19 protein-coding genes and 1 riboswitch are annotated in these 19,096 nt (G+C 71.6%); of the genes, 13 read left to right on the forward strand and 6 right to left on the reverse strand.

Going from position 1 to position 19,096, the window contains the following annotated elements:
- The first annotated feature begins 59 nt into the window (after positions 1–59).
- The 4 genes from V7Z97_RS12090 (at position 60) to V7Z97_RS12105 (ending at position 3,761) form a co-directional block, all read left to right on the forward strand.
- Complete coding sequence (locus V7Z97_RS12090) at positions 60–653, forward strand: DNA-3-methyladenine glycosylase I (RefSeq protein WP_334163678.1); 594 nt, start codon at positions 60–62, stop codon at positions 651–653.
- Positions 646–1,323: a ribonuclease HII gene (locus V7Z97_RS12095; RefSeq protein ID WP_334163679.1), complete on the forward strand. Its 678-nt coding sequence runs from the start codon at positions 646–648 to the stop codon at positions 1,321–1,323. Before V7Z97_RS12090 ends, V7Z97_RS12095 begins: the two co-directional genes overlap by 8 nt.
- Before the next feature lie 104 nt (positions 1,324–1,427).
- Positions 1,428–2,507 carry a site-specific DNA-methyltransferase gene (locus tag V7Z97_RS12100; RefSeq protein WP_334163680.1) on the forward strand — a complete coding sequence of 360 codons (1,080 nt, stop codon included), beginning with the start codon at positions 1,428–1,430 and terminating at the stop codon, positions 2,505–2,507.
- 96 nt (positions 2,508–2,603) lie between these two features.
- Positions 2,604–3,761, forward strand: a complete 1,158-nt coding sequence (locus tag V7Z97_RS12105) for an MFS transporter (RefSeq protein WP_334163681.1) — start codon at positions 2,604–2,606, stop codon at positions 3,759–3,761.
- Here the strand turns inward: V7Z97_RS12105 and mutY are convergent.
- A complete protein-coding gene (gene mutY, locus V7Z97_RS12110; RefSeq protein ID WP_334163682.1) occupies positions 3,745–4,800 on the reverse strand; it encodes an A/G-specific adenine glycosylase in 1,056 nt (351 codons plus the stop codon). The genes V7Z97_RS12105 and mutY overlap by 17 nt on opposite strands.
- Positions 4,801–4,914: 114 nt before the next feature.
- On the opposite strand from mutY, the gene V7Z97_RS12115 reads away from it, so the two are divergent.
- The 9 genes from V7Z97_RS12115 to V7Z97_RS12155 all read left to right on the forward strand — a co-directional run bounded on the left by V7Z97_RS12115 (position 4,915) and on the right by V7Z97_RS12155 (position 13,053).
- Entirely contained in the window at positions 4,915–5,463 is a 549-nt protein-coding gene (locus tag V7Z97_RS12115) for a DUF721 domain-containing protein (RefSeq protein ID WP_334163683.1), read from the forward strand.
- A gap of 94 nt (positions 5,464–5,557) precedes the next feature.
- Positions 5,558–6,178: a DsbA family protein gene (locus V7Z97_RS12120; RefSeq protein WP_334163684.1), complete on the forward strand. Its 621-nt coding sequence runs from the start codon at positions 5,558–5,560 to the stop codon at positions 6,176–6,178.
- Positions 6,178–6,792 (forward strand): DsbA family protein, encoded by a 615-nt coding sequence (locus tag V7Z97_RS12125; RefSeq protein ID WP_334163685.1) that lies wholly within the window; start codon positions 6,178–6,180, stop codon positions 6,790–6,792. Before V7Z97_RS12120 ends, V7Z97_RS12125 begins: the two co-directional genes overlap by 1 nt.
- A 17-nt stretch (positions 6,793–6,809) precedes the next feature.
- A complete protein-coding gene (gene smc / locus V7Z97_RS12130; protein ID WP_334163686.1) occupies positions 6,810–10,253 on the forward strand; it encodes a chromosome segregation protein SMC in 3,444 nt (1,147 codons plus the stop codon).
- A gap of 171 nt (positions 10,254–10,424) precedes the next feature.
- Entirely contained in the window at positions 10,425–10,784 is a 360-nt protein-coding gene (locus V7Z97_RS12135) for an AtpZ/AtpI family protein (protein ID WP_334163687.1), read from the forward strand.
- Positions 10,785–10,799: 15 nt separating this feature from the next.
- Positions 10,800–11,585, forward strand: a complete 786-nt coding sequence (locus tag V7Z97_RS12140; protein WP_334163688.1) for a F0F1 ATP synthase subunit A — start codon at positions 10,800–10,802, stop codon at positions 11,583–11,585.
- 52 nt (positions 11,586–11,637) lie between these two features.
- Positions 11,638–11,865 carry a F0F1 ATP synthase subunit C gene (locus V7Z97_RS12145; RefSeq protein ID WP_257815053.1) on the forward strand — a complete coding sequence of 76 codons (228 nt, stop codon included), beginning with the start codon at positions 11,638–11,640 and terminating at the stop codon, positions 11,863–11,865.
- 67 nt (positions 11,866–11,932) lie between these two features.
- The gene (locus tag V7Z97_RS12150) at positions 11,933–12,550 is read left to right on the forward strand and encodes a F0F1 ATP synthase subunit B family protein (RefSeq protein ID WP_334163689.1); all 618 of its coding nucleotides are present in this window, start codon (positions 11,933–11,935) and stop codon (positions 12,548–12,550) included.
- Complete coding sequence (locus tag V7Z97_RS12155) at positions 12,550–13,053, forward strand: F0F1 ATP synthase subunit B (RefSeq protein ID WP_334163690.1); 504 nt, start codon at positions 12,550–12,552, stop codon at positions 13,051–13,053. Before V7Z97_RS12150 ends, V7Z97_RS12155 begins: the two co-directional genes overlap by 1 nt.
- 63 nt (positions 13,054–13,116) lie before the next feature.
- On the opposite strand, the gene V7Z97_RS12160 is transcribed toward V7Z97_RS12155, so the two are convergent.
- The 5 genes from V7Z97_RS12160 to gcvT form a co-directional block, all read right to left on the reverse strand.
- Positions 13,117–13,518, reverse strand: coding sequence for a hypothetical protein (locus tag V7Z97_RS12160; RefSeq protein ID WP_334163691.1), 402 nt, complete (start codon positions 13,516–13,518; stop codon positions 13,117–13,119).
- A gap of 179 nt (positions 13,519–13,697) precedes the next feature.
- Positions 13,698–15,251 carry an aminomethyl-transferring glycine dehydrogenase subunit GcvPB gene (gene gcvPB / locus V7Z97_RS12165; RefSeq protein WP_334163692.1) on the reverse strand — a complete coding sequence of 518 codons (1,554 nt, stop codon included), beginning with the start codon at positions 15,249–15,251 and terminating at the stop codon, positions 13,698–13,700.
- Positions 15,248–16,591, reverse strand: a complete 1,344-nt coding sequence (gcvPA, locus tag V7Z97_RS12170) for an aminomethyl-transferring glycine dehydrogenase subunit GcvPA (RefSeq protein WP_334163693.1) — start codon at positions 16,589–16,591, stop codon at positions 15,248–15,250. Before gcvPA ends, gcvPB begins: the two co-directional genes overlap by 4 nt.
- Before the next feature lie 128 nt (positions 16,592–16,719).
- The gene (gene gcvH / locus V7Z97_RS12175; RefSeq protein WP_334163694.1) at positions 16,720–17,085 is read right to left on the reverse strand and encodes a glycine cleavage system protein GcvH; all 366 of its coding nucleotides are present in this window, start codon (positions 17,083–17,085) and stop codon (positions 16,720–16,722) included.
- A gap of 159 nt (positions 17,086–17,244) precedes the next feature.
- Positions 17,245–18,384: a glycine cleavage system aminomethyltransferase GcvT gene (gcvT, locus tag V7Z97_RS12180; RefSeq protein WP_334163696.1), complete on the reverse strand. Its 1,140-nt coding sequence runs from the start codon at positions 18,382–18,384 to the stop codon at positions 17,245–17,247.
- Positions 18,385–18,554: 170 nt separating this feature from the next.
- Positions 18,555–18,645: riboswitch (glycine riboswitch) on the reverse strand.
- Positions 18,646–19,096 lie beyond the last annotated feature (451 nt).

A 19,096-nucleotide genomic window follows, 5' to 3' on the forward strand; every position in this document is an offset into this window, starting at 1 on the left:
GCCGATGCGGCGCGAACGCCCCTTGAGGTTCGGCGCGCGCTCGGCTGAGAGTGCCGGCGATGACCGCTCCCGTTCAGAGATGCGGCTGGCGCGGCATGGCCGGCGACCCGCTCTACGAGGCCTACCACGACACGGAGTGGGGCGTGCCAGAGTACGATTCCCGCGCGCTCTGGGAGAAGCTGGTGCTCGACGGCTTCCAGGCGGGGCTCGCCTGGATCACCATCCTTCGGAAGCGCGACGCCTTCCGGGCGGCCTTCGACGGCTTCGATCCCGAGAAGGTGGCGGCCTACGGCGACGCCGACCGCGCCCGGCTGATGGCCGACCCGGGCATCGTCCGCTCCAACGCCAAGATCGACGCCGCCATCGCCAGCGCGCGCACCTATCTCGACATGCGGGAGAAGGGCGAGGACTTCGCCGCCTTCTGCTGGGGCTTCACCGACGGCAAGGTGGTGCAGAACGCCTGGTCGGACGTCGGCCAGGTGCCGGCCCAGACGCCGCTCGCCGTGGAGGTGTCCAAGGCGCTGAAGGCGAAGGGCTACAAGTTCGTGGGGCCGGTGATCGTCTACGCCTGGATGCAGGCCACAGGCATCGTCAACGACCACCTCACCTGCTGCTTCCGCCACGACGAAGTGAAGGGCTGCGCGCATGGCTAAGGGCCCGAGCTTCCTGCTGGAGAAGGCGTTCGTCGACGCCATCGTCTGCGGCGTCGACGAGGCGGGGCGGGGGCCCTGGGCCGGGCCGGTGTGCGCCGGGGCGGTGATCCTCGACCCCAATCCGCGCAGGCACCCGAAGGGGCTGGACGATTCCAAGAAGCTGAACGCCAGGACGCGCGAGAGCCTGGAGGTCGAGATCAAGGGCCGCGCCGTGGCCTGGGGCGTCGGCTTCGCGAGCGTCGAGGAGATCGCCAGCCTCAACATCCTGCACGCCACGGGGCTGGCCATGTGCCGGGCGATCGAGGCCATGGCGGTGCAGCCGACGCACGCGCTGGTGGACGGCAACTACCGCTTCAAGCTGCCCTGCGAGGTGAAGACGGTGGTGGGCGGCGACGCCAAGTCGAAGTCCATCGCCGCGGCCTCGATCCTGGCCAAGGTCGCCCGCGACCGGCTGATGGCCGAGATGGACCAGGTCTATCCCGGCTACGGCTTCGCCAGCCACAAGGGCTACCGCGCCCCGATCCACGCCCAGGCCCTGCTGGAGCTGGGGCCCTCGCCCATCCACCGCATGGCCTGGGGACCGGTGAAGCTGGCCCTGATGGGCAAGGACCCGCTGCAGGCGTTCGGGGACGCCGTGCAGGACGAACTGCCGTTCGAGGCGGCGGAGTAGGCCCGGCGGCTAGAGCTTCCTTAACTTCCCGTTGACCATGATTGGCAACGGGGCCTTCACCATGAGCCCCGAGGATTCAGACTCCTGTTTCCAAAGGGCTACCCATGGGCTTTCCGGCCGAGACCATCATCCAGGGCGACTGCCTGGAGGAGCTGAAGAAGCTCCCCGACCGCTCTGTCGACCTGGTCTTCGCCGACCCGCCGTACAACCTGCAGCTCGGCGGCGACCTGCTGCGTCCGGACAATTCGAAGGTGGACGCGGTCGACGACGACTGGGACCGGTTCGAGAGCTTCGAGGCCTACGACGCCTTCACCAAGGCCTGGCTGAAGGAATGCCGGCGCGTCCTGAAGGACGACGGCGCGCTGTGGGTGATCGGCAGCTACCACAACATCTTCCGGGTCGGCGCGACCCTGCAGGACCTCGGGTTCTGGATCCTGAACGACATCGTCTGGCGCAAGGCCAACCCGATGCCGAACTTCAAGGGCACGCGGTTCACCAACGCCCACGAGACCCTGATCTGGGCGACCAAGAGCCGGGGCGGCAAGCGCTACACCTTCAACTACGACGCCATGAAGATGGCCAACGACGAGCTGCAGATGCGCTCCGACTGGAGCCTGCCGCTGTGCACCGGCGAGGAGCGGCTGAAGGACGAGACGGGGGCGAAGGCGCACCCGACCCAGAAGCCCGAGGCCCTGCTGCACCGGGTGATCCTGGCCTCCACCCGGCCGGGCGACGTGATCCTCGACCCGTTCTTCGGCACCGGCACCACTGGGGCGGCGGCCAAGCGGCTGGGCCGCCGGTTCGTCGGCATCGAGCGGGAGGAGCAGTATGCCCGTCTCGCCAAGGCGCGGATCGCCCGCGTGATCCCTGCCTCCCCGGAGGAGGTGATGGTCACCGGCTCCAAGAAGTCCGAGCCGCGCATCCCGTTCGGCCAGATCGTCGAGGCCGGCCTCCTGCGGCCGGGCGACGTCCTCTACTGCTCCAAGGGCCGCAACGCCGCGCGCGTGCGCGCCGACGGCTCGCTGGCGGTGGGCGAGCTGACCGGTTCGATCCACAAGGTCGGCGCCATGGTGCAGTCGGCGCCCGCCTGCAACGGTTGGACCTACTGGCACTTCAAGTCGGACGCGGGGCTGGCCCCCATCGACGTGCTGCGGGCCAAGGTGCGCAGCCAGCTGCCGGCCTGAGCGCCATCCCAGTTCTTCTAACTGGACCGTCCGCGGAATCCTCCCCAACCTGAGGCGAGGATCGGGGAGGGGCAGAGCCGTGGACGGACGAGGATCGTGAACCCGCGCATCTTCGTGCTGACCATGGTGACCTTCGCCTTCGGGTCGAGCGCCTTCATCTTCGCAGGCCTGCTGGAGGTGATGGCGGCGGACCTCGGCGTGACGACCGCCGTGGCCGGCCAGCTGCAGACCGCCTTCGTGCTGACCTCGGCCGTGCTCGGGCCCTTCGTGGCCTGGGGCCTGGGCCGGCTCGACCGCAAGCTCACCATCGTCATGGGGCTGAGCCTCGGACTGGCGCTGCACCTGGCCTGCGCCTTCACACCCGACTTCAGCACGCTCTTCCTGCTCCGCGCCCTGGCCGGTCTGGCGGGGGCGATCTCGGGCCCGTCGGCGAGCGTGGCGGCCGCCCAGCTCGCGCCGCCGGAGCGGCGGGGCTCGGCCATCGCCATGGTCTCGGGCGGCATGACGCTCGCCTTCGTGCTGGGCATCCCGATGGGCAGCGTGGTCGGCTCGGTGTTCGGCTGGCGGGCGACCTTCCTGTTCGCGGCCCTGCTGTCCGGCCTGGCGCTGGCGGGGGTGCTGCTGTTGATGCCGCGCGTGCCCGCGCCGCCGAAGCGGACCGGCGGCCGGCTGGACGTCGCGGCGATCTGGCCGCTCTACGCCACCACCTTCCTGACCTTCGCCGCCAACATGACGCTCAACCTCTACATCGCCCCGATCGTGCGGGTGGGGGCGGGGGTGACCGGCGCTGGCGTCGGCGTCTTCCAGGCGATGATCGGCGTGGGCTCGATCGCGGGGCTGTGGCTGGGCGGGCGGGCCGCCGACCGCGACGCCGGCAAGGCCTGGATCATCCAGGGCTTCCTGATCCAGGCGGCGGCCATGAGCACCCACTTCGCCGCCACCCACCATGCCGCGCCGCCCGGCCTGCCCAGCCAGCTGCTGGTCGCCTTCGCCATCTTCCTGGCGGCCACGGCGCTGTTCTCGATCACGCCGGTGATCCAGAACCGGCTGATCCGCATGACCGAGGGCGCGCCCGTGGCGCTCGCCCTCAACGGCTCGGTGATCTCGGTGGGCCAGGCGCTGGGCTCGGCGTTGGGCGGCGCGGCGCTGGCGGGCTTCGGCGTGCCGGCCATCCCGGCCGCGGCCCTGGTGATGTCGCTCACCGGCCTGACGATCCTGGTGTTCGTCTTCCCGAAGGCTAGAGCAGGTTCGTGAGCCCGGCGCGCGCGGCCTTGAGGAACACGCTCGGCAGGGCGTCTAGATCCCGCCGCGGGCTCCAGATGACATCCCGCGCGTCGCCTTCCGCCCGGAGGAGCTGAAGCGTCAGGGTGAAGTGGGTGAAGCCGTGCTCCACCTCGCCGACCCCGCGCCACGGGGCGTCGGCCGGCGCGGCGGACAGCGCCTCGGCCTCTCCCCAGCGGTCGGCCCGCCACTCGGACGTGGGCAGGGCCAGCATGCCGCCGAGCAGGCCCTTGGGCGGCCGGCGGACCAGGGCCACCTCGTCGCCGCGGGTCAGGACATAGGCCACGCCGTAGCGGTGCGGCCGCTCGGCCTTCGCCGTCCGGCGGGGGTAGGTCTCGGGCGCGCCGGCGGCCAGCGCCGCGCAGTGGGCGGCCACCGGGCAGCGGTCGCACAGCGGCTGCTTCGGCCGGCAGATGGTGGCCCCGAGATCCATCAGCGCCTGGGCCCAGTCGCCGGGGCGGTCGTCGCGGACCAGCGCCCCGGCCAGGCGCTTCAGCTCCGGTTTGGCGTCCGGCAGCGGCGGCTCGACCGCGAACAGGCGCGCCATCACCCGCTCGACATTGCCGTCGACGACATTGGCCGGCCGGTCGAAGGCGATCGCCGCCACGGCGGCCGCCGTGTAGGGCCCCAGGCCGGGCAGGGCGCGCAGGCCTTCTTCGGTGTCCGGGAAGACGCCGCCGTGGTCGTTTGCCACCGCCCGGGCGCAGGCCAGCAGGTTGCGGGCCCGGGCGTAGTAGCCGAGCCCCGCCCAGGCGCCCATCACGTCTGCGTCGGGCGCGTTCGCGAGATCGGAGACCGTGGGCCAGCGGGCGAGGAACTTCAGGAAGTAAGGCGTGGCGTGCGGGACGGTGGTCTGCTGCAGCATCACTTCCGAGAGCCACACCCGGTAGGGATCGGCGCGCAAGCCGGCGGCATGTTGCTGCGGCCGCACGCGCCAGGGCAGGTCGCGGGCGTTGGCGTCGTACCAGGCGAGGAGGGCGGGGCGGAGGTCCACGACCTCCCATATCGTCATCCGGCGGCAGGCCGGAAGCCAATCGAGGGGGCCCATGCTGAATCGTCACAGACCGCCAGGCTCCCTCGGATCACACTCGCGCGCGACCGCGGGATGACGGTAGAAAGGCCCGTCATGCGCCGCCGGCCGCTCCCATCCCCGCAAGAGGCGCTCCGCATCCTGGCGGAGAAGCGCACGCGGCCGCAGCACCGGCCGCCGCCGCCGGCCGGCCGTGGGCTCAACAAGCTGGTCCGCGAGATGGACGCCAGGTTCGGCCAGGGGCCCGGCGCCCTGCAGGCGCGCTGGCGCGAGGTGGTGGGCGTCGAGATCGCCCGGCGGACCGAGCCGGTGAAGCTGGTGAAGGGCCGCAACGGCGGGGCCTCCTCCCTGGAGATCCGGGTCGCGGGGCCGTCCGCCGCCATCATCCAGCACCAGGCGCACGAGATCCTGGCGCGGGTGAACCTGTTCCTGGGGCCCGAGGCGGTGCAGAAGCTGCGGATCGTGCAGGGTCCGCTGCGGCACGCCGGCGAGGCGCCTGCGCCGAAGCGGCGGCTGCCGCCGCTCGACGCCGCCCAGGAGGCGAAGCTCGCCAAGGACCTGGCCGCCGCCCCCGACGGCAAGCTCAAGCAGGCCCTGATGTCGCTGGGGCGCGGCGTGCTGCGGCGCCAGCGGCAGGTTGACTAAAAACCGCCACCGTCCCATCGCCTAAGGGCAGTTCGCCGCAGCGCGGGGAATCGCGCTTTAATCCTTTATTCGGACTTTCAGAGGGCGTTCGAACATGCTGAGCCGTCGTCTCCTCCTCGCCGCCGCGGCCGTCGCGGGCCTCGCGCTGGCGGGCTGCTCCAAGGGCGGCGCCTCCGGCCCGGCCGAAGGCGACATGTCCATGGGCGATCCGAACGCGCCCGTGAAGATGGTCGAGTACGCCTCGATGAGCTGCAGCCACTGCGCGCAGTTCAACAACGAGGTCTTCCCGGCCTTCAAGACCAAGTACATCGACACCGGCAAGGTGCACTACACGCTCAAGGAGTTCCTGACTCCGCCCGAGCAGGTGGCCACCGCCGGCTTCCTGCTGGCCCGCTGCGCCGGCGAGGACAAGTATTTCAGCGTCGTGGACGCCATCTTCCATAACCAGGCCGAGATGTTCCAGACCGGCGACGCCACGGGCGTCCGCACGGTGCTGCTGCGCATCGCCCAGTCGGCGGGCCTGACCGAAGAGCAGTTCAACGCCTGCCTGACCGACGAGGAAGAGATCAAGGCGCTGGACGCCCGGGTCACCCGCGCGGTGCGCGAGGACAAGATCACCGGCACGCCGACCTTCGTGATCAACGGCAAGCAGATCGCGTCCGGCGAAGTCACCCTGGCCCAGCTCGAGGCCGCCGTGGCCGAGGCGCAGAAGTAATGCGCCCGAGCCGCCGCGAAGCCCTCGCCGCCGCGGTCCTCGCCGCCGCGCTGGCGGTCGGGCCGGCGGCGGCGGCTCCGGGCGTGGCCGCGCCCGGCGACATGAGCCTGGGGAACCCGAAGGCCAAGGTGAGCGTGGTGGAGTACGCCTCGCTCACCTGCCCGCACTGCGCCGAGTTCAACGCCACGGTGTTCCCGGCCTTCAGGGCCAAGTACATCGACACCGGCCGGGTCCATTACACGCTGAAGGAGCTCCCCACCCCGCCGCAGCAGGTGGCGGTGGCGGGCTTCCTGCTGGCGCGCTGCAACGGCGCCTCGCCGGCCAGGTACTTCAAGGTCGTGGACGAGGTGTTCCGCAGCCAGCCGCGCTGGACGTCCGGCAACATCAAGCCGGTGCTGCAGGAGATCGGCCGCGCCAACGGCGTGAGCGACGCCCAGTTCGACGCCTGCCTGCGCGACGAGGCCCAGATCCAGGCCATGGACGCTCGCGTCCGCCGGGTGCTCGCCGAAGACGGGATCAAGTCGACGCCGAGCTTCTTCGTCAACGGCAAGGCGGTGGACGTCCACACCCTGGCCGACCTGGACGCGGCGATCGCCGCGGCCGGCAGGAAATAGGGAGGAGCGCAGGGGCGGTGCACTTCCAGCGGCTGCGCCTTTCGGGCTTCAAGTCCTTCGTCGATTCGACCGAATTCCGGATCGAGCCCGGAGTCACGGGCATCGTGGGGCCGAACGGCTGCGGCAAGTCCAACCTGCTGGAAGCGCTGCGCTGGGTGATGGGCGCCAATTCCGCCAAGTCGCTGCGCGCCGGCGGCATGGACGACGTGATCTTCGCCGGCGCCGACAGGCGGCCCTCGCGCAACCACGCCGAGGTGTCGCTGACCATCGACAACTCCGACCACAGCGCGCCGCCGGCCTTCAACGACCATCCGGTGATCGAGGTGGTCCGGCGGATCGACCGGGGCGAAGGCTCCACCTACAGGATCAACGGCCGCGAGGTCCGGGCCCGCGACGTCCAGCTGCTGTTCGCCGACGCCTCCACCGGCTCCAACTCCCCGGCCCTGGTGCGCCAGGGCCAGATCTCCGAGCTGATCGCCGCCAAGCCGCAGAACCGGCGGATGATCCTGGAGGAGGCGGCCGGCGTCTCCGGCCTGCACACGCGGCGGCACGAGGCGGAGCTGCGCCTGCGCGCGGCGGAGACCAACCTCAACCGGCTCGAGGACGTGGCCGGCGAGCTGGAGACCAACCTCAACCGCCTGAAGCGGGAGGCCCGCCAGGCCGAGCGCTACAAGAAGCTGTCGGCCGAGATCCGCGCCCTGCAGGGGGCCGTGCTGGTGGCCCGCTGGAACGAGGCGCGCGAGGCCGCCGAGCGGCTGCGCGCCGAGGCCGCCGCCGCCGTCCGCGCGGTGGAAGAGACGGCCCGCGCGGCCGCAGCCGCCACCACCCGCGCCGCCACGGCCGAGGAGGCGATCAGGCCGCTGCGCGAGGCCGAGACCATCGCGGCGGCCATTCTGCACAAGCTGGCGATCGACAAGGACCGGCTGGACCGCGAGGACGAGGCCCATGCCGCGGAGCTGAAGCGGCTCACCGACGACCTCGCCCGGATCGACGCCGACAACGCCCGCGAAGCGCACATCGTCGAGGACGCCGACGCGGCGCTGAAGCGGCTGGCCGGGGACATCGCCGCGCTGCAGGGGGCGATCGCCGCCGCGCCGGAGCGGACCCCGGAGCTGGAGGCCGCCGCGCGCGCCGCCGAGGCCGCCCGCGCCGCGGCCGACGCCGAGGTCGAGGCGCTCGCCGCCCAGGCCGCCGCCGAGGAGGCCCACCGCCGCGCAGCCGCCCAGCGGGTGGAGGAGGCGCAGGGCCGGGTGGCCCGCACGAAGCGCGCCCTCGACCACGCCCGCCAGGAGCGCGAGGCGCTGGGGCCGCCGACCAACCCGCAGGCCGCCCAGGCCGCGGCCGACCTCGAGCAGGCGGAGGCCGCGCTTGCCGCCGCCCGCGCCGCCCTGGACGCCGCCGAGGACGAGCGGACGAAGGCCATCGAGGCCGAGGCCGCCGCCCGGGACGCCGGCCGCAAGCTGGAGGAACAGCTCGGCCGCTTCACCGCCGAGGCCCGGGCGCTCGCCGGCCTCGTCGCCCAGGCGCGCCGCGGCGGCTTCGCCCCGGCGCTGGACTCGGTGAGCCCAGACCGCGGCTACGAGAAGGCGCTGGCCGCGGCGCTCGGCGACGACCTGGACGCGGCCCTCGATCCCAAGGCGCCGGCCTTCTGGGGCGGTCGCGAGGCCGAGGCTCCGGCCTGGCCCGAGGGGGCGACGCCGCTCGGCCCGCTGGTGAAGGCGCCGCCGGCGCTGGCGGCGCGGCTGAAGTTCACGGCCCTGGTGGACCGCGCCGACGGCGACCGGCTTCAGAGCGCGCTGCCCGTCGGCGGCCGGCTGGTCTCGAAGGAAGGCGACCTCTGGCGCTGGGACGGCTTCACCGCCCGCGCCGAGGCGCCGAAGCCCGCCGCCGTGCGGCTGGAGCAGAAGACCCGCCTGGCCGAGGTCGAGGCCGAGATCGAGAAGCTGGAGCCCAGGGCCAAGGCGGCGCGGGAGACCGCCCAGGCCGCCGCCGCCCGGCTGAAGGCGGCCGAGGAAGGCCTGCGCAACGCCCGCCGCGAACCGCCGCCTCTGGAGCAGAAGGCCGCCCAGGCGCGCGCCGCCCTGGAACGCTTCGAGCGCGAGGCCGCCCGCCGCGAGGCGCACGCCGCCTCGCTCGATGACGTGATCCGCCGCTTCGAGGCCGAGCTTGCCGAGGTCGAGGCGGCGCTGAAGTCGGTGCTGGAAACGGCCGCTGGCGAGGGCGAGGGGAGCGACCTCGCCGAGCGGCTGGCCGCCGCCCGCGCCGCGGCAGGTCCCGCCCGCGAGGCCGCCGCCGGGGCGCGCGCGGCCTTGGACATCGAGGTGCGCGAACGCGCCGGCCGCGCCAGCCGCCTGGAGCAGTTGAGCCGCGAGCGGGACGACTGGAGCCGCCGGGCGCAGGCCGCGGCCAAGCGCCTGGAGCAGCTCGTCCAGGCCCGCGCCAAGGCTCATGCCGAGCTGGAGCGGGTGAAGGCTCAGCCCGACACCCTGGCCGGGCGCCGCGCGACGCTGCTGGACGAACTCGCCGCCGCCGAGGCCCGCCGGGCCAAGTCGTCGGACGCGCTCGCCGCCGCCGAGCACGAACGGGCCGAGGCCGAGCGGGGCCTGCGCGCCGCCGAGGCGGAGGCATCGGAGGCTCGGGAGGTGCGCGCCAGCCTCGCCGCCCACGCCGAGGCCGCCGTCCAGCGCCTCACCGAGGTCACCGTCCAGATTCGCGAGACCGCCCAGATCGAGCCTGGCGAGCTGGCGAAGAAGCTGGCGGACGAGGCGGTGGCCATTCCCGGTGACGCCGGCGGGATGGAGGCCCACCTCTACAACCTGGAGCGCCAGCGCGAGCAGATCGGGCCGGTGAACCTGCGCGCCGAGGAGGAGGCCGTGGAGCTCTCCACCCGACTGCAGGGCATGCTCGCCGAGAAGGCCGACCTGACCGGCGCCATCGCCCGCCTGCGCCAGGGGATCGACGAGCTCAACCACGAGGGCCGCGAGCGCCTGGTGGCGGCGTTCGAGGTGATCAACGAGCACTTCAAGACGCTGTTCTCCGCCCTGTTCGAGGGCGGCCAGGCGGAGCTGAGGCTGGTCGAATCGGACGACCCGCTGGAGGCGGGCCTGGAGATCTACGCCTGCCCGCCGGGGAAGCGGCTGGCGACCATGAGCCTGATGAGCGGCGGCGAGCAGGCGCTGACCGCCTCGGCCCTGATCTTCGCCGTCTTCCTGGCCCAGCCGGCCCCGATCTGCGTCCTCGATGAGGTGGACGCGCCCCTGGACGACGCCAATGTCGACCGGTTCTGCAACATGATCGACGAGATGCGGCGCCGGACCCAGACCCGGTTCATCGCCATCACCCACAATCCGGTGACCATGTCGCGCATGGACCGGCTGTTCGGCGTGACCATGGCCGAGCGGGGCGTCTCGCAGCTCGTGAGCGTCGATCTGCGGCAAGCCGAGGCCATGGCGGCCGAATAGCTTCGGGGTCCCGCTGCGGCAATGTCGCGGCGGCGCTAGAAGATTAGTAAAATCAAAGACCTAAATACGGGGCGGCCAGCCTTGACGCACCGCAGCGCGGTCTATAGGTTCCGCGCGACTTTCAAGCCCCCCTCCGCCGTGGCGACACGGCGGGCCGTTGGCGCACCGCCCATGTCGAACCCGGACGAATCGCGTGATGAGGCGCTACAGCGCCTGAACGCCCGGGCGAAGGCTCTGGAGGCGCGCCAGGCGCGGCAGGTGTCTCACGACGCCGCGGCCGCCAAGGTGTCGGGGTATGGGTACCGCCTGATCGGCGTGCTGATCGGCGGGGTGTTCGTGGGGCTGGCGTTCGGCGCGATCGCCGATGCGGTCCTCGGCATCCGACCCTGGGGTATGATCGTCGGGGTCCTCGTGGGCTTCGGCGTGTCGATCTGGATGGCGGTGCGCTCTGCGCAGCAGATGTCCGCCGAGGTCGCGAAGGAATACGGTCCCCCCAAGGACCTGCCCCTCGACGACGAAGACGAAGATTGAGGAGTTCGAGGCGGCATGGCCGACCCGATGCACCAGTTCGAGGTCACGAAGATCGTCGACCTCCCGGATTTCTCGATCCCCGGTCTCGGGACGATCGACATGGCGTTCACCAACTCGACGCTGGCGATGACGCTTGCGGCGGGCCTGATCGTCGCCTTCTTCGCCGCCGTGACCGCGCGCCCGACCGTGGTGCCGGGCCGCCTGCAGCTGATCGGCGAGGGGGTGTTCAGCTACATCGACAACCTCACCGAGAGCATCATCGGCCACGAGGGGCGGAGGTTCTTCCCCTACGTCTTCACGATCTTCCTGTTCATCCTGGTGATGAACCTGCTGGGCATGTTCCTGGTCTTCACGGCGACCTCGCAGCTCGCCATCACGGCCACGCTCGGGATCATGACCATCCTGCTCGTGCTGATCGTCGGCTTCGTCCGCAACGGCGCGGCCATGTACAAGCTGTTCGTCCCCGCGGGCGTGCCCTGGTACATGCTGATCCTGGTCACCCCGATCGAGTTCATCTCCTTCGCCCTTCGCCCGGTCACCCTCGCCCTTCGTCTGTTCGGCAACATGCTGGGCGGCCACGTGGCGCTGAAGGTGTTCGCCGGCTTCGTGGTCTCGCTGGGCGCCCTGGCGGCCGGCGGCGGCCTGGGCCTGCTGGCCATTCCGGCCGCGGGCCTGTCGCTGGCGGGCGTGGTCGCCCTGACGGCGCTGGAGTTCCTCGTGGCCTTCCTGCAGGCCTTCGTCTTCGCGGTTCTGACCTGCGTCTACCTCAACGACGTGGTCAACCTCGGCCATCACCACTGACGGCCGGATCCAACCCTCAAACTTTCAACCCTTGATCTAGGACTAGGACACCATGGAAGCGGAAGCGGCTAAGTTCATCGGCGCTGGCCTCGCGACCCTCGGCATGATCGGCGCGGGCATCGGCGTGGGCACCATCTTCGGCGGGTTCCTGCAAGGCGCCACCCGTAACCCGTCGGCGGCCGGCGGCCAGTTCACGAACCTGATCCTCGGCGCGGCTCTGACCGAAGCCCTGGGCATCCTGGCCTTCGTGCTCGGCCTGCTGATCCTCTTCGCCGCCTAAGACAGCTCCGCCAAAGGCGGCTCCAGCTTTGGAGCCGCCCGCCAGCGCCTAGGAACACTTGCCTCCGATGGCTACGACTCCCACCCCTACGGGTGACCACGACGGCAACCCCGCCGCCGAGGCCGCGGAAGCGGTCCACGGCCACGAGGTTCCGGCCGGCACGACCGAAGTCGCCCATCACGGCGGCGAAGGCGGCGGCCTGCCACAGTTCCGGTTCGAGTACTGGGGCGGCCAGATCGTCTGGCTGCTGGTCCTGTTTGCGATCCTCTACGTCCTGCTCGCCCGGGTCTTCGTGCCCCGGCTGCGCAAGGTCGTGGATACGCGCGCCGAGACCATCGCCGGCGCCCTCGAGGAAGCCCGGCGCGTGCAGGCCGAGGCCGACGCCCAGGCCGCCGCCGCCCAGGCCGAGATCGCCCAGGGCCGGGCCGAGGCCCGCCGCGTGGCGTCCGACGCCCAGGCCAAGGCTGCGGCCGAGTTCGCCGCCCGCCAAGCCGCCGAGGATCAGCGCCTCGCGGCCCAGATGGACGAGGCCGAGGCCCGGATCCGCGCCACCCGCGACCAGGCCATGAGCAACGTCCAGGGCATCGCCACGGACACCGCCCTGGCCATCGTCGAGAAGCTGACCGGAGCCGCGCCTTCGGCCGCCGAGGCCAAGGCCATGGCCACCCGCCAAGGAGCCGCCTGATGCCCGCCTTCCTGAACCCGGCCGAGGCCGAATTCTGGGTCGGCGTCGGTCTGCTGATCTTCCTGGCGATCGTGATCTTCGTGGCCAAGGCCCCGAAGGCCGTCGCCGGCATGCTGGACGCCAAGGCCAAGACCATCCAGGCCGACCTCGACGAGGCCGCCCGGATCCGCGAGGAGGCCGAGCGCCTGCTGGCCGACCTGCGCGCCGAGCGCGCGAAGGCCGAGGCCGACGCCAAGGCGATGCTGGAGCAGGCTCAGGCCCAGGCCCGGGCCTACGAAGCCGAGGCGAAGGCGAAGCTTGAGGAGAGCCTCAAGCGCCGCCAGGAGATGACCGAGCGCAAGATCGCCGACGCCGAGCGCCGCGCCATGGACGAGGTCCGCGCCTCGGCCGCCGACCTGGCGGTGCAGATGGCCGAGCAGGTGCTGTCCGGCCGCGTCGCCGGCGCCAAGGCCGATCCGCTCGTGGACCGGGCGATCGGCCAGCTGGCCTCGAAGCTGCAGTAGCGGTCTCGCCGGCCCGAAAGAACGAAGCCCCGGAGCGCGCTCCGGGGCTTTCTCTTTGTCGGCCTAGCGGAACTGGCGCTTCAGGCGCCGGCGGCCGCGGACGCCGAGGCGGTAGCGCTTCGGCAGGGCGAAGCGCTCGACCCGCAGGTACTGTTGCCAGAAGACCGAGGCGATCTCCGGCTCGCGGCGCATCAGCCGGCGGATCGGATGGACCACCTTCGGCCAGCGGCGGTGGGCGCGGACGAAGACCCGCTTGGCCTTGTAGGAATTGCGCAGGATCACGATCAGGCCGACCGCGATGACGGGGATCCCGCCGGGTCCGGGGATTGGGGCGATCAGCACGCCGGCCACGACGATCAGGCCGCCAAGCGTCACCAGCGCGCCTCGCACGAGGCGGCCCACGATCTCGGGCGCGAGATCGTCCGTAGCGCGCCGGGCGCGCGGCGAGGGCAAGACGAGTGACATATTGGTACCCGAGAGCGCGCGGGGGCTTGGGGAGGTTCCGCCGTCACGCCCTCTCGATATGCGAACGCCCCGGTGAATCGTAAAGGCAGAGGCGCGTTAAATTTTGCTAACGCGGGCCTATTCACCGGCTGATGGCGCCAAAGCCACACTCGCCATGGCGAGCGTGACACAGGGCCCCGTCAGGCGGCCTCGGGCTTCCAGGTCAGCTTCGGCTTGCGGGCGGCTTGGGTCTCGTCGAGGCGGCGCAGGGGGGCGAGGTAGGGCGCGCCCTTGAAGCGGTCGACGTCGCCGGCCTTGGCCGCGCCTGCGAGCGCCAGGAGCGCGTCGCAGAACCGGTCGAGCTCGGCCTTGGGCTCGGTCTCGGTGGGTTCGATGAGCATGGCCCCGTGGACGACCAGCGGGAAGTACATGGTCATCGGGTGGAAGCCCTCGTCGATCATCGCCTTGGCGAAGTCGAGGGTGGTGACGCCGGTGTCCTCCAGCCAGGCGTCGTCGAACAGGGCCTCGTGCATGCAGGGGCCTTCGGGGAAGGCCGGGCTCATCTCGGCCGACAGGCGGGCCTTGACGTAGTTGGCGTTGAGGACGGCGTCCTCGGCCACCTGGCGCAGGCCATCGGCGCCGTGGCTCAGCATGTAGGCGTAGGCCCGCACGAACATGCCCATCTGGCCGTGGAAGGCGCTCATGCGGCCGAACGCCTGGGCGGCGTCCTCGACGGCTTCCTCGACGAGGCGGAGGCCGTCGCCGTCGCTGACCACCCAGGGGGCGGGGGCAAAGGGGGCGAGGGCCTGGGAGAGCACCACGGGACCCGCGCCCGGACCGCCGCCGCCGTGCGGGGTGGAGAAGGTCTTGTGCAGGTTGATGTGCATGGCGTCGACGCCGAGGTCGCCGGGGCGGACCCGGCCGACGATGGCGTTGAAGTTGGCCCCGTCGCAGTAGAAGTAGGCGCCCGCCGCATGGGTCAGCCGGCTGATCTCCAGGATGTCGCGCTCGAACAGTCCGCAGGTATTGGGATTGGTGACCATTATGGCCGCGACGTCCGGGCCGAGCTTGGATTCGAGGTCGGACAGATCGACGCGACCGTCCGTGGTCTGAGCGATCTCGGTGACCGAGTAGCCGACGAAGGCGGCGGTGGCGGGGTTGGTGCCGTGGGCCGAGGTGGGCACCAGGACGCGGCGGCGGTGGCCCTCGCCGGCGGCCTCGTGGGCGGCCTTGATGCAGAGCAGGCCGCAGAGCTCGCCATGCGCCCCGGCCTTGGGCGAGAGCGCCACGGCGGGCATGCCGGTCAGGGTCTTCAGCCAGTGGGCCAGGCGGTCCATGAGGGCGAGCGCGCCCTGGGTCGTGGTCTGGGGCTGGAGGGGGTGGAGGTCGGCGAAGCCGGCCATCCGGGCGGCCTTCTCGTTGAGCCGCGGGTTGTGCTTCATGGTGCACGAGCCCAGCGGATAGAGCGCCAGGTCGATGGCGTGGTTCTTCTGCGACAGGCGCACGTAGTGGCGCATGGCCTCGGGCTCGGAGAGGCCGGCCAGGCCGATGGGGCCCGCGCGGACCAGGTCGCCGAGGTCCGCGGCGTCGTGCTCGGGAAGCGGCAGGTCGACGCCGGTCTTGTCCCAGCCGCCCAGCTCGAACAGCAGGGGTTCGTCCTGCAGCAGGCCACGGCCGCCGGACAGCGACTGATGGGCGGTGGAGGCGACGGCGCCTTCGGGGCGGGTGGGGCGGCCCACGTTGGACATGCTCATTGGGCGCAGGCCTTGGTCAGGGCGGCGGCAAGCGCCGCGATGTCGTCGGAGGTGGTGGTCTCGGTGGCGGCCAGCAGCAGGACGTCGTCCAGGCCGGCGTGGGGGTCGAGGCGGGAATAGGGGACGCCGGCGACGACGCCGGAGGCCAGCGCCTTCTCCACGATGGCGCCGGCGTCGCCGGGCACGCGCACGGCGATCTCGTTGAAGAACCGCGGCGTCAGGATCTCCAGGCCGGCTCCGGCCAGGGCGGTCCGCATCTCGCGGGCCCGGCTGTGGTTCAGGGCGGCGAGCTGCTTCAGGCCCGTCTCGCCCAGCAGGGAGAGGTGGATGGTGAAGGCCAGCGCGCAGAGGCCGGAGTTGGTGCAGATGTTGGAGGTCGCCTTCTCGCGGCGGATGTGCTGCTCGCGGGTCGACAGGGTGAGCACGAAGCCGCGGCGGCCTTCGGCGTCGACGGTCTCGCCGCAGAGGCGGCCGGGCATCTGGCGCACCAGCTTCTCGCGGCAGGCGAAGAGGCCGACGTAGGGGCCGCCGTAATTCAGGGCGTTGCCGATCGACTGGCCCTCGGCCACGGCGATGTCGGCGCCCATCTCGCCGGGCGACTTGAGCAGGCCGTAGGAGACGGCCTCGGGGGTCACCACGATCAGCAGGGCGCCCTTGGCGTGGGCCGCCTCGGCGATCCGCGTCACGTCGGTGACCACGCCGAAGACGTTGGGGGTCTGGACGACGACGCAGGCGGTCTCGGCGTCGATGGCGTCGATCACCGCGGCCTCGGCGTCGATGGCGGCCGCCTGGCGGACGATCTCCATGCCTTCGGCGTGGGCGATGGTCTGGGTCGTGGCGGCATAGTGCGGGTGCAGGCCGCCGGAGAGGATGGCCTTCTCCCGGCGGGTGACACGCTGGGCCATCATCACCGCCTCGGCGCAGGCCGTGGAGCCGTCGTACATGGAGGCGTTGGCCACATCGAGGCCGGTGAGCGCGGCGACCTGGGTCTGGAACTCGAAGAGGACCTGCAGGGTCCCTTGCGCGATCTCCGGCTGGTAGGGCGTGTAGGAGGTCAGGAACTCCGAGCGCTGGATGATGTGGTCCACCGTCGCCGGGACGTGGTGGCGGTAGGCGCCGGCCCCGCAGAAGAACGGCCCCGCGCCGGCCGGCCGGTTGAGCGCCGCCAGCGCCGCCAGCTCCCGCTCCACCTCCAACTCGCCGGCGTGCAGCGGCAGGTCGAACAGGTCGGCCTTGCGCGCGGCGGCCGGGACGTCGGCGAACAGGGCGTCGACGTCGGGCGCGCCGATCACGCCGAGCATCTCGGCGCGGTCGTCGGGGGTCAGGGGCAGGTAGCGCATCGGAATCTCAGCGAGAGAGAAGAGGGAGAACCACGGAACACACGGACGACACGGAACAGGCCGTGCGGGCGGGATGTCCGTGTGGTCCGTGTGTTCCGTGGTTCATCTTGATCGCGCTTCGCGCGGACCTAGAGCGTGGCGAGGTAGGCGTCGTAGGCGGACTGGTCCATGAGGGCCTCGACCTCGGAGGGATCGGAGACCTTCAGCTTCGCGAACCAGCCGGCGCCGGTGGGATCGGCGTTGACGGTCTCGGGCGCGCCGGAGAGCTCGGGGTTGGCCTCGACCACCTCGCCCGCCACCGGGGCGTAGACGTCGGAGGCGGCCTTGACGCTCTCCACCACCGCGAAGCCGTCGCCGGCCTTCACGGTCTTGCCGACATCGGGGACCTCGACGAACACCACGTCGCCGAGCTGCTCGGCGGCGTAGGCGGTGATGCCGACGGTGGCCACGTCCCCGTCGAGCCGGACCCACTCATGATCCTTGGTGAAGCGCATGGGTTGTCTCCTCGGGTCAGATCCCAAGCCCGCTCATCCCCGCGAAAGCGGGGACCCAGGCTTGTTTGTGCTGCGAAGTGGCCGCGGGCGCGGGCCGGTGAAGGCTGGAAACGGAAAACGCCTGGGTCCCCGCTTCCGCGGGGACGAGCGGATAGGACGTCATGCGGCGCCCTTCCGGACGTAGCGGTGGGGGACGAAGGGGGTCTTCACGACTTCGGCCTTCTGGGGCTTGCCGCGGACGATGACGTTGAGCTGGGTCCCGGGCTCCGAATGGGAGGGGGGCACGAAGCCGAGGGCGATGCCCTGGCGCAGGACGGGGGAGAAGCCGCCGGAGGTGACCTTGCCGATGACCTCGCCGGCCTCGTCGGCGATCTCGGCGCCCTCGCGGGCCGGGGCGCCTTCCCTGACCTTCAGGCCGACGCGGATGCGTCCCGGGCCTTCCGCGAGCTCCTTCGCGATCCGGGCGGCGCCCGGGAAGTCGCGGGCGTCCCTGCGCTTCTTCGAGACGGCGAAGGCCAGGTCGCCCTCGATCGGGCTGACGGTCTCGTCGAGGTCGTGACCGTAGAGCGGCAGGCCGGCCTCGAGGCGCAGGGAGTCGCGGGCCCCCAGGCCGATGGGCTTCACGTGCTCGTCGGCCAGGAGCTGGTTCCAGACCGAGACGGCGGCGTGGGCCGGGACGGAGATCTCGTAGCCGTCCTCGCCGGTGTAGCCAGAGCGCGAGACGATCAGGTCGACGCCGAAGCCGGTGAGCAGGCGGGCGTCCATGAACACCATGGCGGCGGCCTCGGGCACGTGGCGCTTGAGCACGTCGACCGCCTTGGGACCCTGCAGGGCGATCAGGGCGCGGTCCTCCAGGCGCTCGATGGTGACCTGCGGCGCGAGCTCGTCGTCGATGACCCGGAAGTCGTTGTCCTTGCAGGCCCCGTTGACCACCACGAAGAGGCCGTCGTCGCCGGAGCCGTCGGGGGCCACGGGCCTCGCGGCCATCAGGTCGTCGATGATGCCGCCCTGGCGGTTCAGCAGCACCGAGTAGCGCTGCTTGCCGGCCTTCAGGCCGATGAAGTCGGAGGGGGTGACCTCCTCGAAGGCGGAGAGGGGGGAGACGCCGCGCAGGCGCGCCTGGCCCATGTGGGAGACGTCGAAGATCCCGGCGTGCTCGCGGGTCCAGAGGTGCTCCTTGAGCACGCCGTCCGGGTACTGCACGGGCATGGAGTAGCCGGCGAACTCGACCATCTTCGCGCCTAGCGCCACGTGCGCCTCGGTGAGCGGGGTGGTCTTGAGGACCTTCTCGGCGGGCATGTCGGACACGTGGGCTACTCCGGCTGACGACCATGCAGTCCGCCGCGGCCTTGCGCCCCGGCATCCTGCGCCCCCGCTGTCCTTGGGCCTGAGAGATTTCGGGCGCGGGTCGTGCGCCCTTGCTCCTTCGGCGGGCGCCCGGAAACCGGACGCCACTTTCCAGCGTGCATCAGCCCGTCGCGGTCCTTTTGCCTGAGCGTTTCCGGGGCGGTTGCGCCTTCGGCTCCGGGGTCGAATCCCGGTCTCTCCCGCGAGAGTTGGGCGACCGTGTAGCCGGCGTGCGGGGGGAGTCAATGCGCGACTGCGGCGCGGGGCGCCGGGGCGGACAAGTGGGTGAAGATTGTCCACGAACCCCACGAACCGCACGAACGGGGAAAGGAAGGAACCACGGAATACACGGACCACACGGAAAGGAGGGCCCGCTGCGGTCGCCGGGGAAGGGGCCCGTTGCGCGCCGGAGGCGCCCGGCTTGGGGTTCGCGGGTGGCTGGGGTGAGGCGCAGGGGCCGCAGGCGTCTTCCGTGTCTTCCGTGGTTCCCCGACGGCGGAGCCGTCCTGTCCGTGGGGTTCGTGGGGTTCGTGGGGTGCGTGGTCGAAATTCCCCCACCCAATATTTGCCTTTCTGGCGAACCCGTGTTCCCGTTACGTTCATGTCCGTCGACGCCCCAGCCCAGGACCGCCACTCGGCCATGCTGGCCGAGCTCGCGGCCATG

The sequence above is a fragment of the Phenylobacterium sp. genome, assembly GCF_036821595.1.
Taxonomy (GTDB): Bacteria; Pseudomonadota; Alphaproteobacteria; order Caulobacterales; family Caulobacteraceae; genus Phenylobacterium.

Excerpts from the sequence above, each read along its gene's own strand:
- gcvT (WP_334163696.1), bottom strand. The coding sequence starts at position 18,384 with ATGCCCGCCGAGAAGGTCCTCAAGACCACCCCGCTCACCGAGGCGCAC.
- V7Z97_RS12135 (WP_334163687.1), top strand. The coding sequence starts at position 10,425 with ATGTCGAACCCGGACGAATCGCGTGATGAGGCGCTACAGCGCCTGAAC.
- mutY (WP_334163682.1), bottom strand. The coding sequence starts at position 4,800 with ATGACGATATGGGAGGTCGTGGACCTCCGCCCCGCCCTCCTCGCCTGG.
- gcvH (WP_334163694.1), bottom strand. The coding sequence starts at position 17,085 with ATGCGCTTCACCAAGGATCATGAGTGGGTCCGGCTCGACGGGGACGTG.
- V7Z97_RS12125 (WP_334163685.1), top strand. The coding sequence starts at position 6,178 with ATGCGCCCGAGCCGCCGCGAAGCCCTCGCCGCCGCGGTCCTCGCCGCC.
- V7Z97_RS12155 (WP_334163690.1), top strand. The coding sequence starts at position 12,550 with ATGCCCGCCTTCCTGAACCCGGCCGAGGCCGAATTCTGGGTCGGCGTC.
- V7Z97_RS12115 (WP_334163683.1), top strand. The coding sequence starts at position 4,915 with ATGCGCCGCCGGCCGCTCCCATCCCCGCAAGAGGCGCTCCGCATCCTG.
- gcvPB (WP_334163692.1), bottom strand. The coding sequence starts at position 15,251 with ATGAGCATGTCCAACGTGGGCCGCCCCACCCGCCCCGAAGGCGCCGTC.
- V7Z97_RS12160 (WP_334163691.1), bottom strand. The coding sequence starts at position 13,518 with ATGTCACTCGTCTTGCCCTCGCCGCGCGCCCGGCGCGCTACGGACGAT.
- V7Z97_RS12120 (WP_334163684.1), top strand. The coding sequence starts at position 5,558 with ATGCTGAGCCGTCGTCTCCTCCTCGCCGCCGCGGCCGTCGCGGGCCTC.
- V7Z97_RS12140 (WP_334163688.1), top strand. The coding sequence starts at position 10,800 with ATGGCCGACCCGATGCACCAGTTCGAGGTCACGAAGATCGTCGACCTC.
- gcvPA (WP_334163693.1), bottom strand. The coding sequence starts at position 16,591 with ATGCGCTACCTGCCCCTGACCCCCGACGACCGCGCCGAGATGCTCGGC.
- V7Z97_RS12095 (WP_334163679.1), top strand. The coding sequence starts at position 646 with ATGGCTAAGGGCCCGAGCTTCCTGCTGGAGAAGGCGTTCGTCGACGCC.
- V7Z97_RS12145 (WP_257815053.1), top strand. The coding sequence starts at position 11,638 with ATGGAAGCGGAAGCGGCTAAGTTCATCGGCGCTGGCCTCGCGACCCTC.
- V7Z97_RS12090 (WP_334163678.1), top strand. The coding sequence starts at position 60 with ATGACCGCTCCCGTTCAGAGATGCGGCTGGCGCGGCATGGCCGGCGAC.
- V7Z97_RS12150 (WP_334163689.1), top strand. The coding sequence starts at position 11,933 with ATGGCTACGACTCCCACCCCTACGGGTGACCACGACGGCAACCCCGCC.
- V7Z97_RS12100 (WP_334163680.1), top strand. The coding sequence starts at position 1,428 with ATGGGCTTTCCGGCCGAGACCATCATCCAGGGCGACTGCCTGGAGGAG.